This window comes from Xanthobacter sp. SG618 (assembly GCF_012932745.1).
GTDB lineage: Bacteria > Pseudomonadota > Alphaproteobacteria > Rhizobiales > Xanthobacteraceae > Xanthobacter > Xanthobacter flavus.
Map to the genome: position 1 here is coordinate 60,501 of NZ_JABBHL010000006.1, position 12,909 is coordinate 73,409.

15 protein-coding genes are annotated in these 12,909 nt (G+C 68.8%); 6 read left to right on the top strand and 9 right to left on the bottom strand.

Features of this window, described 5'->3' with window-relative positions; genetic code table 11:
• Window positions 1-272: 272 nt before the first annotated feature.
• A complete protein-coding gene (locus tag FHT36_RS16605) occupies window positions 273-674 on the top strand; it encodes a DUF1236 domain-containing protein (protein ID WP_169123614.1) in 402 nt (133 codons plus the stop codon).
• A 57-nt stretch (window positions 675-731) separates the two neighbouring features.
• Here the strand turns inward: FHT36_RS16605 and FHT36_RS16610 are convergent, their stop codons facing one another.
• Window positions 732-1,331 carry a glutathione S-transferase N-terminal domain-containing protein gene (locus FHT36_RS16610; protein WP_169123615.1) on the bottom strand — a complete coding sequence of 200 codons (600 nt, stop codon included), beginning with the start codon at window positions 1,329-1,331 and terminating at the stop codon, window positions 732-734.
• A gap of 118 nt (window positions 1,332-1,449) precedes the next feature.
• A complete protein-coding gene (locus tag FHT36_RS16615; protein ID WP_169123616.1) occupies window positions 1,450-2,322 on the bottom strand; it encodes a 23S rRNA (adenine(2030)-N(6))-methyltransferase RlmJ in 873 nt (290 codons plus the stop codon).
• 169 nt (window positions 2,323-2,491) lie between these two features.
• Here FHT36_RS16615 and FHT36_RS16620 point away from each other — a divergent pair, with 169 nt between their 5' ends.
• Window positions 2,492-2,890 (top strand): hypothetical protein, encoded by a 399-nt coding sequence (locus FHT36_RS16620; RefSeq protein WP_169123617.1) that lies wholly within the window; start codon window positions 2,492-2,494, stop codon window positions 2,888-2,890.
• A 30-nt stretch (window positions 2,891-2,920) separates the two neighbouring features.
• On the opposite strand, the gene FHT36_RS16625 is transcribed toward FHT36_RS16620, so the two are convergent.
• A complete protein-coding gene (locus FHT36_RS16625) occupies window positions 2,921-3,613 on the bottom strand; it encodes a ribonuclease T2 (protein ID WP_348644490.1) in 693 nt (230 codons plus the stop codon).
• Window positions 3,610-4,152, bottom strand: coding sequence for a hypothetical protein (locus tag FHT36_RS16630; RefSeq protein ID WP_246702279.1), 543 nt, complete (start codon window positions 4,150-4,152; stop codon window positions 3,610-3,612). Before FHT36_RS16630 ends, FHT36_RS16625 begins: the two co-directional genes overlap by 4 nt.
• Before the next feature lie 257 nt (window positions 4,153-4,409).
• On the opposite strand from FHT36_RS16630, the gene FHT36_RS16635 reads away from it, so the two are divergent.
• The gene (locus tag FHT36_RS16635; protein WP_169123854.1) at window positions 4,410-5,639 is read left to right on the top strand and encodes an alanine racemase; all 1,230 of its coding nucleotides are present in this window, start codon (window positions 4,410-4,412) and stop codon (window positions 5,637-5,639) included.
• Between the two features lie 161 nt (window positions 5,640-5,800).
• Here FHT36_RS16635 and msrP read toward each other — a convergent pair whose 3' ends face one another.
• From msrP to FHT36_RS16660, 5 genes are all read right to left on the bottom strand, one after another.
• Window positions 5,801-6,778 (bottom strand): protein-methionine-sulfoxide reductase catalytic subunit MsrP, encoded by a 978-nt coding sequence (gene msrP, locus FHT36_RS16640; RefSeq protein WP_169123619.1) that lies wholly within the window; start codon window positions 6,776-6,778, stop codon window positions 5,801-5,803.
• 118 nt (window positions 6,779-6,896) lie between these two features.
• The gene (locus FHT36_RS16645) at window positions 6,897-7,406 is read right to left on the bottom strand and encodes a DUF992 domain-containing protein (protein ID WP_169123620.1); all 510 of its coding nucleotides are present in this window, start codon (window positions 7,404-7,406) and stop codon (window positions 6,897-6,899) included.
• Window positions 7,407-7,520: 114 nt separating this feature from the next.
• Window positions 7,521-8,051, bottom strand: a complete 531-nt coding sequence (locus FHT36_RS16650) for a DUF992 domain-containing protein (RefSeq protein ID WP_169123621.1) — start codon at window positions 8,049-8,051, stop codon at window positions 7,521-7,523.
• 233 nt (window positions 8,052-8,284) lie between these two features.
• Window positions 8,285-8,758, bottom strand: a complete 474-nt coding sequence (locus FHT36_RS16655; protein WP_169123622.1) for a DUF992 domain-containing protein — start codon at window positions 8,756-8,758, stop codon at window positions 8,285-8,287.
• Between the two features lie 208 nt (window positions 8,759-8,966).
• Window positions 8,967-10,169, bottom strand: a complete 1,203-nt coding sequence (locus FHT36_RS16660) for a pyridoxal phosphate-dependent aminotransferase (RefSeq protein WP_169123623.1) — start codon at window positions 10,167-10,169, stop codon at window positions 8,967-8,969.
• Between the two features lie 261 nt (window positions 10,170-10,430).
• Here FHT36_RS16660 and FHT36_RS16665 point away from each other — a divergent pair, with 261 nt between their 5' ends.
• The 3 genes from FHT36_RS16665 (at window position 10,431) to FHT36_RS16675 (ending at window position 12,874) form a co-directional block, all read left to right on the top strand.
• Entirely contained in the window at window positions 10,431-11,069 is a 639-nt protein-coding gene (locus FHT36_RS16665; RefSeq protein ID WP_169123624.1) for a glutathione S-transferase family protein, read from the top strand.
• 199 nt (window positions 11,070-11,268) lie between these two features.
• Window positions 11,269-11,652 carry a hypothetical protein gene (locus FHT36_RS16670; protein ID WP_169123625.1) on the top strand — a complete coding sequence of 128 codons (384 nt, stop codon included), beginning with the start codon at window positions 11,269-11,271 and terminating at the stop codon, window positions 11,650-11,652.
• On the top strand, window positions 11,636-12,874 hold the full coding sequence (locus FHT36_RS16675) for a PQQ-dependent sugar dehydrogenase (protein WP_348644491.1): 1,239 nt from the start codon (window positions 11,636-11,638) through the stop codon (window positions 12,872-12,874). Before FHT36_RS16670 ends, FHT36_RS16675 begins: the two co-directional genes overlap by 17 nt.
• Window positions 12,875-12,909: the final 35 nt, after the last annotated feature.

The window sequence follows — 12,909 nt, forward strand, 5'->3', positions numbered from 1 at the left end:
TGCCAGGCATCCCCACCGAACCGGGCGGCAGCGTTCGGCACGCGTCCTGCCATCACAGGCGGACCAGCCCGCCGTCTCCCTTATGCGGTTGATGGGGGGGCCCTCACGGCAAAGCCAAAGTCAAAAGTGGCGCGCGCGGGGCGACGGCCAAGGTTTGCGGAGGCCTCTTTCTCAGATCAGCCCAAATGTCCAGAACGTATTGATCGTAGTCGGGAACGATTTGCCATCGATCACTGTTTCTCCTGCAACATGAACGCAGCAGGAGAGGTAACATGCGCAAGACATTGTTGATCAGTACCGTGGTTGCCGGCCTCGCGGCTCCCGTGATCGTTCCCACGGTCGCTTTCGCGCAGGCCTCCACCGCCACGGGCGCCATCGGCGGCGCCGCTGTCGGCGCAGTGGTCGGCGGCCCCGTGGGTGCCGTGGTCGGCGGCGTGGTGGGTGCGGGCGTTGGTGCCGCGGCCGAGCCGCCGCAGGAAGTGCGCACCTATGTGATGAAGGAGCGCCGTCCCTCCGTCCGCCTCCAGCAGGAAGTGGTGGTGGGTGAGCCCCTGCCGTCCAACGTGGTGCTCTACGACATTCCGGACAACAACCAGTACGGATACACCGTCGTCAACGACCGCCGGGTGATCGTGGATCCCCGGACCCGCAAGGTGGTCTATATCGTCGAGTGACGGAACGGTCTGGTACCGCGTCGAAGGCGCCGCCCCCCGGGCGGCGCCTTTGGCGTTTCAGGCCACCGGCGCGGAGTCCGCGAACTGCGGATGCGCGGCACTGAAGGCGTCGAACCAGGCGACGAGCTTGGGATGATCGGCCCGCCAGTCCCCCGCAAAGCGGAAATCGAACCAGCCGAGGGCGCAGGCAAGGGCGATGTCGCCCACGTTCGGCGTGCCGGAATAGGGCTCCACCTCGGCTTCCAGCGCATCGAGCGCGCGCAGGCGCTTGCCGGCCTGATGCTCCAGCCAGCGCGCCTCGTGCTTCTCCTGCGGCCGGAAGCGCGCCTCATAGAGGATCAGGATGGCCGCATCCATCATCCCGTCCACGAGCGCTTCCCGGCGCAGGACCTTGATGCGCGCCACGGGCTCGGTGGGGAGGATGCGCCCGTCGCCGGCCAGATGGTCCAGATAGGCGAGGATCACGGAAGAATCGAACAGCACCTCGCCGTCCCCGGTCAGCAGCGCCGGGATCTTTCCCAGCGGGTTCTGCTGGCGCAGCGTGTCGTTCGCGTCGAGGGTGTCGGCAGGCTCCAGTTCAAGCGAAATGCCGAGGATGGCGGCAGCGACGCGCACCTTGCGCACGAAGGGAGAGGTGGGGGAGTGGCGGAGCAGCATGTGGGGGTCCGTCAGGACGGGGGAGGGACCCTCTGGATAGCGCGCCTGCCGCCATGCTGCCACGCAAAATCAACGGCATCTCCCCTGCCGCGTTCGCTACCCGGTTATTCCGGCGGCGTCAGCCCGCCTCGGTCAGCCACGACACCCGCGCGCGCCCCTTGCCGTCTCGCGCCAGCAGCGGGGCGAGGGCGTTGAGCACCGTTTTCATCTCGTCCGCCAGCGTGAAGGGCGGATTGACGATGATGAGGCCGGAGCCGGAGAGCGTGTCCAGCGCGCGCACCTGCGCGAAATCCAGTTCCACGCGCAGGGTCTTGGGCAGCTTCAGGTGGGCCACGTCGCGGCGGAAGGCGTCCACCGCGCGCAGGTCCTTGATGGGATACCAGAGCATGAAGATGCCTGTGGCGAAGCGCCGGTGCGCCGCCTCCAGCCCCGCCGCCATGCGCTGGAACTCGCCGGGCTCCTCGAAGGGCGGGTCCACCAGCACCACGCCGCGCCGCTCGCGCGGGGGGAGATGCGCGGCGATCGCCTGCCAGCCGTCCTGGGCGAGCACCTTTACTCGGCCCTCGGCGCCGGGCGCCTCGCCCACCCGCTTTTCCAGCTTCGCCCGCTCCTCCTTGTTCAGCTCGCAGAACAGGAACTTGTCCTGCGGCCGCGACAGAGCGAGGGCGAGGGCCGGCGAGCCGGGATAGAGCTTGCGCCCGCCCTCGCGCAGTCCGCGCACGCAATCGAGATAGGGCGCAAGAAGCGCCGCGGCGGGGGCGGGGAGGGTGCCGGCGTCCTGGGCCGCCAGCACCGCCTCGATGCCCGCATCCGCCTCGCCGGTCTTGCGGGCGTTGCTGCCGTCGAGATCGTAGAGCCCGGCGCCGGCATGGGTGTCCAGCACGCGGTAGGGCGCATCCTTCTTGCCGAGATAGGCGAGCACGCGGGCCAGCGCGGCGTGCTTCATGACATCGGCGGGATTTCCGGCGTGGAAGGCGTGGCGATAATTCATCTCGGCTCGGCGATGGCGCGGAAGGGGGATGGGGACGGCGCGTGCAGCTGTGACGCAACGGTATTGTGGCCTTCATGACGCCGTGCGACCGTCCCGGCGTGACGCATGGACGCTGGCGCGTCAAGCGGCAGTCAACCGCACGCGGTCTCCGCGTCCGCAGGAGGGAAACATGAAGCCTCTCGTTTTCGCGCTGTCCCTTGGTGCCACGCTCGCGGTCGCGGTGCCGGCTTCGGCCCAGCAGGTTCCCTCCCTCGTCGGCACCTGGAAGGGACCGAGCGACGGGGTGGGCATGGAAATGGGCTATGTCACCGCCGATTACGGCTTGGTCGTCGAGGAGCAGCGCGGCCGCTCGTTCAAGGGCAAGGTGATCTATCCGGTGCCTGGCGGCACCAAGTCCGAGCCCATTCACGGCACGATCACGCCGGACCTGAAGACCGTCTATGTGGTGGGCGACGACGGCTTCCACATCGGCACGCTGCAGCCCGACGGCAAGTTCGACCTCTGCTATCTGGAAGTCGACGACGACGACGCGCTAGCGCTCTGCGCGCGTCTCACCAAGCAGCCCTGAAAACGGGTCTCGAACCGGCCGGCGGGGGCCTCAGCGCCCGCCGCGCACCGGCGGCATCACCATGCGCGAGAGCCGGCAGGCGCGGCGGTCCACCTCCGGGCAGGGCTGGAAGGCGAGGTCGCGGCTGAGGCACACCCGCACTTCCCGCAGCCGGCGCCGGTCGCAATCCACCGAGATCATGCCGGTGTCGAGGCCGGGATTGGCGGCGCGGAAGGCGTCTTCCACTTCCTGCGGCGAAACCATCTTGTAGTCGTCGAGGCGGGAGAACTCCGCCGGGATGACCACCTTGGCCTTCGCCGCGCGCACCTGATCGAAATAGGCCTGCGGCGACAGGCCGGAGCAGGTGCCGTGCTTCTTCCATTCATAGATGACGAGACGCCGGCTCGGCATCACGTCCAGCATGGAATTGACCAAAGGATTGGGCACGTAGGGCGGCGGGCTCTGGCAATATTGCGGGAAGCCCCGCTCATATTGCGGCCACAGCCCGTGCACCACGAAGGCGTAGGGGCGGGTGAGCGAGCATTGCGGCTCGCTGTCCGCGCGGCGGCCCTGGTCCTCGCAATAGGTCGGCGACCAGGACAGGGAGAGCACATAGAAATCGAACTGGCCGGGCTGGCCCTCGGCGCGCGCCGGACCATGGGCCGCGAGCGCCAGCAGCAGCGCGACACCGGCGGCGAGCCGGCCCGCGGTCGCCCGCAGGGCCTGCGCGAAAGGCCGCGTCACGGACCCGCCATCTTGCAGGACGGGGCGTAGGCGTAGTTGCGGTCGAGACCCACCACGCACCATTCCACGCCCCAGCTGGCGCCGATGAAGCCGCCGTCCTCGATGATGGAATAATAGATGGCGCGCTTCTTGAGATCGTTGGTGAAGACCGTGCCACGGCAATAGCGGCGCGGCTGGTATTCCGGTCCCCACGGGCGATAGGCGATCTCGTGCACCTTCTCGAAGTCGGTGATGGAGAGGGCGGAGGCCCAGAAGCGTCGCTCGGTCTCGGCGAAGCGGGTGGCGATGAGGTCGAGCGCCTCCTGGCTGTCGCAGGCCGGGATGACGCCGGAATAATTGGGGCCGGAGAGCCAGAAATTCAGCTCGGCCAGATTCGCCGCCTTGGCCGGGGCGAAGGATACCGGCGCGAACGCAAGCGCAGCCACGGCGGCCGCCGCGGCGATCCGGCCGAAGGCGCCTCCCATGGCCGCGCGCATGCGCTTCATCTTGCCGCCAGCCTTGTCGCCAACGGCCTTCGCGCCCAGCGCCCGCTCACCCATGGTCGTCTCCACTTCGCGGCCTCTCGCCCCTCCGGGCGTACCTCGGCGGGACGATGCGACCGGCTTTTGCTGCGGTCAAGGACGCGGCGGCAACACCTTAAGAGAAAATGAACGAGCGGTTCGATGGCGGGTGTCGTGCTCTCGCCGGAAAAGACCGGCAAGCTGGCCAGGTCCGACTCGTGCGGGAGGAGCCCCGAATGCCGCAAACGACGCCCCACCTCGTGGCCGCAAGCCGCAGCGGACCTGAACCCTCCGCCTTGCCGCGCTTCGCCACCGGCCGGGAGGCGGCGCTGGAGATGCGGCCGGACCAGCCGGTCTATTGCTTCCGCCCGGACGTGCTCGCCGCCGACGCCGCGGCCTTCCTCAAAGCCTTTCCGGGCAAAACCGCCTATGCGGTGAAGACCAATGGCGAGCCCATGGTGCTCGACGTGCTGGCGCGCGCGGGCATCAACGCCTTCGATGTGGCCTCTCCCGCCGAGTTCGCGGCGGCGCGGGCGGCCGCGCCGGGGGCCGAACTTTTCTACATGCACCCGGTGAAGGCGCAGTCGGACATCCGCCTCGCGCTGGAGCATTACCGCATCCGCGCCACCGCCCTCGACCATGAGGACGAGGTGGCGAAGATCGTGCGCATCGTTCGCGCGCTGGATCTCGACCCGGAAGACCTCACCTTGTTCGTGCGCATCGCCTCCAAGGGGGAGGCGGCCTACGAGCTGTCGCGCAAGTTCGGCGCGGCGCCGGGCCATGCGGCGGAACTGCTCCAGCGCATCGACGGCCTCGGCATACGCTGCGGCCTGTGCTTCCACGTGGGCAGCCAGGTGGAGGATGTGGACACCTATGCCCGCGCCGTCGCCACCGCCGCCGAGGTGCGCGATGCGGCCAAGGTGCCCATCTCCGCGCTCGACGTGGGCGGCGGCTTTCCCGCGACCTATGCGGTGGACCCCCGCCGGCCGGTGCCGCCCATGCCGCCGCTGGGCGAGATCGTCGGCGGGCTGATGGGGGCGGTGGAGCGGCACGGCTTTTCCGGCATCCCGCTGGTGGCGGAGCCGGGGCGCGTCATCGTCGCCCGCGCCTTCTCGGTCATCGTGCGGGTGCTGCTGAAGAAGGGCCAGCGCCTCTACATCAATGACGGTGTGTGGTCGTCCTTGTCGGATTCGTGGACGGGGAAGATCCTGCTCCCCGTGCGTCATATCCCCGATCCCGCCCGTCGCCGCCGGCCGGGGCGGGCGGACGTGATGGCGCCCTTCCGGATCTACGGCGCCACCTGCGACAGCGTGGACGTGCTCTCCCGCCCCTTCTATCTGCCGGAGAGCGTGGATACGGGCGACTGGATCGAGATCGGCCACATCGGGGCCTATTCCCTCTCGCTGCGCACGCGGTTCAACGGCTTCTACCCCGACACCTTCGTGGAGGTGACGACGCCGTTCGACGCCGGTGAGGCGCCGGACGGCTTCGCCGAGCCCGAGCGGCGTGGCTCCGTGGAGGGGTAAGGAAAGGCGGAGCCTTCAACCTGAGCTGTCATGCCCCGGCTTGTCCGGGGCATCCACTGTGCCGACAGCGCGATGTCTGAACCATGAGCTGCCCCGTCCGCCCGGTGGATCCCCCGGACAAGCCGGGGGATGACGGCCGAAAGGGATGGTGAGGGTCCCCCCTAGAACCAGATCTTCTGCGTCTCGCGGCCCTTGTAGAGGTCGGCGACATACTCGCCATAGCCGTTGAAGATCACGGTGGGCACGCGCTCGCCGGTGGCGATGTCCTCCTCGCTGGCCTGGCTCCAGCGCGGGTGCGGCACCTTGGGGTTCACATTGGCCCAGAAGCCGTATTCGGAGCCCTGCAACTGCTCCCAGAAGCTCACCGGCTGCTTGTCGGTGAAGGTGAAGCGGACGATGCCCTTGATGGACTTGAAGCCGTATTTCCACGGCAGCACGAGCCGCAGCGGCGCGCCGAACTGGTTGGGCGCCGGCTTGCCGTAGACGCCGGTGACGAGGAAGGCGAGCTCGTTGGTCGCTTCTTCCAGGGTGAGGCCCTCGACGTAAGGCCACGTATAGCGGAAGTCCCGCTGGTTGGGCGCCACCTTGGGATCGAGGAAGGTCTCCATCTTGATGTATTTGGCGCCCGAGGTGGGGGCGGCGAGGGCCACGAGGTCCTTCATGGGAAAGCCCGTCCACGGCACCGCCATGGACCACGCCTCGACGCAGCGGTGGCGATAGAGGCGCTCCTCGAACTTCACCTTCTTGAACAGGTCATCGATGCCCATCTCCTGGGGCTTCTCCACCAGCCCGTCGATCTTGACGAGCCAGGGACGGCGCTGGAAGCGCGTCATGGAGGGGCCGACGACCTTGCCGTAGCTGAACTCGTAATAATTGTTCACGAGGCTCGACTTCGCCTCCGGCGTCACCGGCCGCTCGAGCGTGTAGCGGGGGTTGCGGGTGGCGGGGTAGAGGCTGGCCGAGGGGTCGGGCACGTCGCCGACGCGCTGGGCTGCGGCAGGGCTGGCGAGGGTCCCGGCGCCGAGGCCGGCGAGGAGCATCGCGCCCGCACCCATGGCCTGGCGGCGGTTGAGATAGACGTCCTCCGGCGTTGCCGCCGATTCGGGAAGTTCCCAGCCACGCCTTGATCTGATGAGCATTCAGTGTCCTCCGTCGCGGCGCCAAGATCAGGGCGGGGGGACGAAGGGGCAAGTCACACGGGCGTGTCTCACACGGGCGTGTCTCACACGGGCGTGTCTTACGCGCCGGTGTCGAGCCTCATTGCGGGCTGGTGGCGGATTGCTCCAGCGTCAGCGTCGCGCCGGCGATGGAGACGCTGAGGCCGCTGTCGGAGGATACGCTGAGCGGCTGAAGCGTCACCTGCTTGGTGGCGTCATCTGAGGCCAGCATGTTGGCGGAAAAGCCGGGGCCGAGGGAGAAGCCGGTGGAGATGCCGACATATTTCCCGGCGAGCGCGCCGGGCGCCACGGCCGGCGAGGTGGCGATCACCGCCCACAGCATGCTGGCCTGATCGGACACGCCGAAGTCGAGCCCGATCCGCTCCATGGTGCCGCTGTAATAGTGGTTGACCCCCATGGAGGGCCGGTATTCGCATTTCACGGAGCGCGAGGAGCCGAAGCCGTAGCCGGTGGCGAAGGCGCTGCGGCATTCCAGCAGGCCGGCCGCCACCTGCGGCATCGCCGGGCCGCCCAAGGCCGGCGCCAGCATGGCGGCGAGGCCTGTCGCGCCAAGCGCGACCACCACGGAACGAGACACAAACCCGGACATGCCGAACCCCTCCGCACAGGGATGGCGCCTCGGCGGGGACGTTTCGTCCGGCCGAGGCAAAGCTCACTCTGCCACGAAGGCTGCGGCCCTTTTATGGTGGGTCGCGAAATACCTTCAGTTCGGCAGCAGAACGAGGGTGAGGTCGGCGATGCCGGCCGCGACGTCGGCGCCCACCATGCCCTCGACCGAGACAGTCTGCAGGGCGATCTGGTTGCTGGAGCCGCCGAGCAGCACGTTCGCGCCCGCGCCGATGGTCCAGGCGGCATCGGCCGAGACGCCGATATAGCTGCCGGCGATGTCGCTCGGGTTGGGCCGGGCGGTGGGGGCGAACACGGCCCAGGCGAGCGTATCGGCGGCGAGCACGCCGAGATCGATGCCGAAGCGGGAGATGGTGCCCTTGTAGCGCGACAGCACCACATAAGGCTGCGCCGCATTGTCCCGGAATTCGCAGGCCGCCTCGCGCATGGAGCCGATCACGAAGCCGATGGACGGCGCGACCTTGCACACCAGCATGCCGGACTGGACCAGCGGTCCGGTCGGGGGCGGGGGAAGCTGCACCGGCGGGAGGGGCTGGGCAGAGGCCGGAACCGCGGCGGCGAGGACGGTCGAGACGGCAAGGACGGCGGCGGCGATGGTGGCGCGCATGGAATATCCCCCGGATGGCGACGTGAGAGACGTACGTGGCCGCGGAGTCTCGCGCAATCTCGACGTCCGTCGGCGTGGCGCGGGCGGAATCATCGGGGCGCGCGCGGGGAGTCGGGGGCTTGAAAATGCTCGCGCCCCCGGTTGGGCCGGGGGCGCGGGGCAGGCTTGCTGTTTAGCTCTATGCCGCTGCGGCAGGTGGCGTTTCGGCCGTCCTGCCGCAGGGCGGAGCCGAATCAGCGCAGGGTGAGGTCCGACACGCCGAGGGCGAGGTTGAGACCGGTCTGGCCTTCGAGCGACAGCGGCTGCAGCGCGAAGGTGTTCTGCGAACCGCCGACCAGCACGTTGGCGCCGAGGCCCACGCCGATGGAGGCCGAGCCAGCCGCGCCCACATAGGTGCCGCGCAGGGCGCCGGCGGGAACCTTGGCGGACGGAGCGAACACGCCCCACACCAGGGTGCCGCGGCCGTTCACGCCGATGTCGAGGCCGAAGCGGCGCACGGTGCCCTGATAGGTGGCGCGCTTCACGCCATGCACGGCGGGACGGAACGCGCAGCTCATCTCGCGCACGGAGCCGATGACGAAGGCCACGTTGGGAGCCAAGTTGCAGGTCAGCGTGCCCACCTGGACGCGCGACTGAGCAGAAGCGGGAAGCGCGCCGGCGACGAGCACAGCGGCCGCAGCGAGGCCGGCCTTGAGAACAGTCTTCATGATGTCGTTCCTCCTGTGGGAAGCGGGCGGGTCGAATCCGGCGCCCGACGACCGCGCAGCCTTAGCCCAGACTTCACCGCTGCGCCAACGCTCCAGTTGGCGCCGGGTTCCGTTTTCCCGCTGCTGTTGCAATTCCCACCCTGCCGAAAGGTCACTTTCGCGGGAGGTGGGGGGACGCGAGCGGCGTGCGCCGCTCGCGATGCTTGGGTCAGACCAGGGAGCCGCAGAAGCGCTGGATGCGGCGGCAGGCTTCCTCGAGGTCCGTGGTGGCCGTGGCGTAGGAGATACGGAAGGCCGGGCCGAGGCCGAAGGCCGAGCCGTGCACCACCGCGACGCCCTCGGCGTTGAGCAGCTCGGTGGCGAACACCTCGTCGTCGGTGATCTTCACGCCCGAGGGCGTGGTCTTGCCGATGGTGCCGGCGCAGGACGGGAAGACGTAGAAGGCGCCTTCCGGCTTCGGGCAGGTGAGGCCCTTGGTCTGGTTGAGCATGGAGACCACGAGGTCGCGGCGCTCCTTGAACACCTTGTTGTTGGCGGCGATGAAGTCCTGCGGCCCGTCCAGCGCCTCGAGCGCCGCCCACTGGGCGATGGAAGAGGGGTTGGAGGTGGACTGGGACTGCAGCGTCCCGATGGCCTTGATGAGCGCCTCCGGGCCGGCGGCGTAGCCGATGCGCCAGCCGGTCATGCAATAGGCCTTGGACACGCCGTTCATGGTCAGCGTGCGGTCGTAGAGCGCGGGCTCCACCTGCGCCGGGGTGACGAACTTGAAGTCGTCATAGACGAGGTGCTCGTACATGTCGTCGGTGAGGATCCACACATGGGGATGCTTCACCAGCACGTCGGTGAGCGCCTTCAGCTCGTCGAAGCTGTAGGCCGCGCCGGAGGGGTTCGAGGGGGAGTTGAAGATCAGCCACTTGGTCTTCGGCGTGATGGCGGCTTCCAGCACCTCGGGACGCAGCTTGAAATTGTCTTCCAGCGTGGTCATCGCCGGCACCGGGGTGCCGCCGCAGAATTCCACGATGTCCGGGTAGCTCACCCAGAAGGGCGCCGGGATGATGACCTCGTCGCCGGCGTCGACCGTGGCCACGAGCGCGTTGAACAGCACCTGCTTGCCGCCGGTGCCGACAGTCACCTGCGAGGGCTTGTAGTCGAGCCCGTTCTCGCGCTTGAACTTGCGGCAGATGGCGGCCTTCAGCTCGGGAATGCCGTCCACGGCGGTGTACTTGGTCTCGCCGCGACGGATGGCCGCGATGGCGGCTTCCTTGATGTTGTCGGGGGTGTCGAAGTCCGGCTCGCCGGCCGAGAGCGCGATGATGTCCCGCCCCGACGCCTTCAGCTCCCGCGCCTTGTTGGAGATGGCGATGGTGGGGGAGGGCTTGATGCGCTTGAGGGCGGACGAAAGGAGGCTCATGGCCTTTGGGCTCCGGGACGCGCGATCGTGGGCGGAGCGGATGCCGCGGCACGGGCGCAACGATGACAGGTCGAGGGCCGGCCGGATGCCGGCGCGGCGGACACTAGTTCAGAGCTTTGCCGCGAACAAGCAAGGATCGTGAATGTCGCGCCACGCCGGATTGATGGATCGCCGCGCGGTGCGGCCGGCTGCAATCGGGGCTTGCAGCCACCCCGGCCTGCCGCCACATGCTGGGGCGTCGGGGGTGGGAGGACGGTTGAGGTGCTGACGCTCTATTCCACGCAGTCGTCGGGCAATTCCTACAAGGTGCGCCTGATGCTGGCGAAGCTCGGCCGGCCGTTCCGCCTCGTGGAGGTGGACATCTTCGCCGGCGAGCACCGCACGCCCGAATTCCTCGCCATGAACGTGGAGGGGCGGGTGCCGCTCCTCGATGTGGACGGGCGCTTCCTCGCCGAGTCCAACGCCATCCTCTTCTATCTCGCCGAGGGCACGCCGCTTCTGCCCGTCGACGCCTTCGCCCGCGCCGAGGTGCTGCGCTGGATGTTCTTCGAGCAGAACAGCCACGAGCCCGGCATCGCCACTGCCCGCTTCTGGCTGCGGCAGGTGCGCGGCGGTCGCGAGTTGCGCGCCCATGACGTGGATCGCTGGATGGAGGAGGGCTATGCGGCGCTCAAGGTGATGGAGCGGCACCTGTCCGCCCGCCGCTATTTTGTCGGCGATGCGCTCACCATCGCCGACATCGCCCTGTTCGCCCACACCCATGTGGCGGAGGAAGGGGACTTCTCCCTCGCCGCCTTCCCCGTGGTGCGCGACTGGCTCGCCCGCGTCGCGGCGGAGCCGGGGCATGTGGACATGGGCTGGCGGCCCGAGAACGCGGCGGCCGACCCGGCGCTCGCCTGAGCGGCGCAATGGCGCGGCAAAACAGCGGGGATGGCTCGCGCGTCCGTGAGCGAACGACATCATCTTGCCATCATCCGTGAAGGCTAAGCCGCGGTCGCGCCACGATTCTTTTCCACCCTGCCTTGTGTCGGCGGAACTGATTCGCCCCTTTTCACGTTGCCAAGGAGCGCGCGGAACAGGGGATGAGGAGGCTGCCCCAATGAGCGAGACCATCATGTCCGGACGTTGTGACGTCGGCGGTTACATGGAAGCAGGGCACTTTTCCCTCACCCGCCGGGCCGTGCGCCAGTCGCCGGCGGATCCCGAGTTGCTGGCCCGCGCCGTGCGCGCCCATAAGGAAGGCGATGCGCTGGCCCAGGCCGTTCTCACCTTTGCCCTCATGGTCGCCATCGGCGCAGTGGCTCTGGTCCTCGGCGGTCATGCGGCCATGGCGGGGGATCTGATCGCCGGCGGCGTCACGGAATCGTCCGGCTTCCTCCTGTCGCTCGGCGCGGTCGGCGGCGCGGTTCTCCTGTCGGCCCTTGCGGCGCGGCGCCTCGCCACCTCTCGCGTCGAAGCCCGCGCGCGTGCGCGGTCGCGTTGATCCGGCAGCGCGGCATACGCCCACGCCGCTGAACGCCGTGCTGCCCGAGGCGCAGCTTGCCGCCGGGCCGCGAACAAAGCGGCGGCGCGGCACAGGCGGAGCGGCGCTCGGCGCCATCCTTATTCTCATCCTGATTGCGGCGGCGACCTACGCCTTCGCCCAGCCCGTAGAGGCTCGTCTCGGGGGCGAGCAGGTGCGCGTGGTGCCCTTCGCCACCGGCCTCGATACGCCCTGGAGCATCGCCTTCCTCCCCGATGGCCGCCTCCTCGTCACCGAGCGCGACGGGCGGCTGCGCCCCATCGATGCGACGGGCAAGGTGGGCGCACCTATCTCTGGCGTGCCCAAGGTGGCGGCGCGCGGGCAGGGCGGCCTTCTGGATGTGGTGCTCGATCCCAAATTCGCGCAGAACCGCCTCATCTATCTCAGCTATGCCGAGCCGCGCCCGGAAGGCGCCGCCACTGCCGTCGCCCGCGGCAAGCTCTCCGATGACCTCACGCGCCTCACCGATGTGGACGTGATCTTCCGCCAGCAGCCGGCGGTGTCAGGTGGCAACCATTTCGGCTCGCGCCTCGTGTTCGCGCCCGATGGGATGCTGTTCGTCACCCTCGGCGAGCGGTTCAACCACATGGACAAGGCGCAGGACCTCTCCACGACGCTGGGCAAGGTCGTCCGCATCGCGCCGGATGGCTCCATCCCCGCCGACAATCCCTTCGTCGAAAGGGTCGGCGCCCGGCCTGAAATCTGGAGCTTTGGCCACCGCAACGTGCAGGCCGCGGCCATCGAGCCGGGCACCGGCTCGCTGTGGACCGTCGAACATGGCCCGCGCGGTGGCGACGAGGTGAACCGGCCGGAGTCGGGCGAGAATTACGGCTGGCCGGTGATCGGCTATGGCCGGCACTATTCCGGCGCCCAGATCGGCGTCGGCACGGCCAAGGAGGGCATGGAGCAGCCCCTGTTCTACTGGGACCCTTCCATCGCCCCATCCGGCGCCGCCTTCTATACGGGCGATGCGCTGCCGGGCTGGCGCGGCCAGCTTTTCGTCGGCGCGCTGGCGGGTCAGGCGCTGGTGATGGTGAAGGTGCGCGACGGCGCCGTCATCGGCGAGGAGCGCCTGCCCCTCGGCAAGCGCATCCGCGACGTGCGCATGGGGCCGGACGGCGCGCTCTGGCTCGCCGCCGAGAGCACGGGTGAGATCCTGCGCGTGGTGCCGGCCGGGCGCTGAGCGGATTCCCTCGGTCCCCAAAAGCGACCTAAGAT

Coding starts and splice junctions, on each gene's coding strand:
- FHT36_RS16615 (WP_169123616.1), bottom strand. CDS start 2,322: ATGAATTATCGCCACGCCTTCCACGCCGGAAATCCCGCCGATGTCATG.
- FHT36_RS16650 (WP_169123621.1), bottom strand. CDS start 8,051: ATGCGCGCCACCATCGCCGCCGCCGTCCTTGCCGTCTCGACCGTCCTC.
- FHT36_RS16630 (WP_246702279.1), bottom strand. CDS start 4,152: ATGGGTGAGCGGGCGCTGGGCGCGAAGGCCGTTGGCGACAAGGCTGGC.
- FHT36_RS16620 (WP_169123617.1), top strand. CDS start 2,492: ATGAAGCCTCTCGTTTTCGCGCTGTCCCTTGGTGCCACGCTCGCGGTC.
- FHT36_RS16670 (WP_169123625.1), top strand. CDS start 11,269: ATGAGCGAGACCATCATGTCCGGACGTTGTGACGTCGGCGGTTACATG.
- msrP (WP_169123619.1), bottom strand. CDS start 6,778: ATGCTCATCAGATCAAGGCGTGGCTGGGAACTTCCCGAATCGGCGGCA.
- FHT36_RS16610 (WP_169123615.1), bottom strand. CDS start 1,331: ATGCTGCTCCGCCACTCCCCCACCTCTCCCTTCGTGCGCAAGGTGCGC.
- FHT36_RS16660 (WP_169123623.1), bottom strand. CDS start 10,169: ATGAGCCTCCTTTCGTCCGCCCTCAAGCGCATCAAGCCCTCCCCCACC.
- FHT36_RS16645 (WP_169123620.1), bottom strand. CDS start 7,406: ATGTCCGGGTTTGTGTCTCGTTCCGTGGTGGTCGCGCTTGGCGCGACA.
- FHT36_RS16605 (WP_169123614.1), top strand. CDS start 273: ATGCGCAAGACATTGTTGATCAGTACCGTGGTTGCCGGCCTCGCGGCT.
- FHT36_RS16655 (WP_169123622.1), bottom strand. CDS start 8,758: ATGAAGACTGTTCTCAAGGCCGGCCTCGCTGCGGCCGCTGTGCTCGTC.